The organism is Candidatus Symbiopectobacterium sp. NZEC135, assembly GCF_025962695.1.
The window spans coordinates 1-1,500 of sequence record NZ_JAGFPF010000414.1; the positions used below are offsets into that span (position 1 = coordinate 1).

General features: G+C 45.3%; 1 protein-coding gene. It reads right to left on the reverse strand.

The genetic code is table 11. From position 1 onward, the window contains the following. Positions 1 to 99: 99 nt before the first annotated feature. Positions 100 to 1,500: S8 family serine peptidase (locus J5224_RS27420; RefSeq protein WP_264628296.1), on the reverse strand; the 1,401-nt coding region annotated here is incomplete at its 5' end.

The window sequence follows — 1,500 nt, forward strand, 5'->3', positions numbered from 1 at the left end:
CCGGTGACGGTAGAGTAACTGCTAATCTGATTGACTCGTGAATACAAATACCGGGCAGCAAGTGCCCGGTATTTATTTTAGCTAATCAGAAATGTGCTCCTATATCCTTCTCCAAAGCGTGGGAGCCCGCGGTGGTGTCCAGGCCGGTGAGTCTGCTCGATGCCGTTGTATGCATTGATAATTAAGTCCTTGATAGGACACCCGTTGCCCCACTTCATACTGCGCACCCAATTGCCATGCAGGATACCCCGGCGGCGGCGGAGGTGGTGGCGGAGGTGGTGTTGTTCCCCCTAACAAAATATCAACTTCTCTGAGCGCTTCATTCACATTGGGTCTAACACCAATACCCTGCCCTTGTGCCTGTCGTGAACCACTGCGTTCGATAACTTGCAGCATGTCTCGAGAATTTAATACCACACGATAAGTCGCTCTAGTGTAGGACTGGATAAGCGCCATGGCTCCAGCCAACAGCGGTGTTGCGCTCGAGGTGCCAGCATATGAGCCAGTATAGGTGCGTAAGGGGAATGGCGCTTCATTAAATAAGAAACCATAACCCGTTGTCGTTACGTTCTCACCCCAGGAGTTAGCACTGAGATACAAATTGAAGTTAGAGAAAGACATTCTCTGTCCATTTTGAGAGCTGCATGCTCCAGCCATGATGCCACCACTGTCACCCAAGTCATTGAATATACTCAATTGACGAAGATTGTGTCCACCGTTACCCCCGGCAAATACCACTACTCCACCAGAGCGTACCAGAGAGTTAATCCGGCTCCACCATGCAACATCATGCACCATGGGAACTCGTTGCCCAGTCGAAAATACAAGCTCAATATTTATAGCAATAATATCGCCAGGAAGAAAATTCCCGATAATACGATCTAAATCATGTATGCTAATATCATAAAAATAGGTAAAACTATTAAATGCAATTCCAGTGACACCGAAAGTATTGTTATTAGCTCTAACCGCTCCTGTTGTTGCAGTACCGTGTTCACGTGATTGATTATTAGGACGACTCGTTATCACTCTGACACCACCAATCAGGTCTTCATGTTGGTTTTCTACACCAAAATCGGATATGTGTACCCTGGTACCTATTCCAGAAACATTGCGCGCCCATGCAGCACGTATGTTCATTCCTTGTCCAGGGTCCAAATAACCCTGCCGAGAGGTAAAGTTTGGCGTAGTAGAAAAAGGTTGCGGTTGGTCACCCTCATGTTGAGTATGTGTTATATCATCAATCGTTTCTGTATTTAACGGTTGGGAAGATGATGCACAATCCGGTTCTTCATAATTATCCAATGGAGGCGGATATACGAGTTTACTTAACAATGCACAATACTCCACATAGTCGAGTCTCTCAATTTCCTGAGCTAATGCCAGTAATTGTGCTTCGGGAATGTTGGGATCAACTTTATAGAGGTAAGCACACTGTGCTAATACTGGCGATATTTTTGATATTTTATTTATTGTTTTTTGTGTAAATCTCGGTTCAAA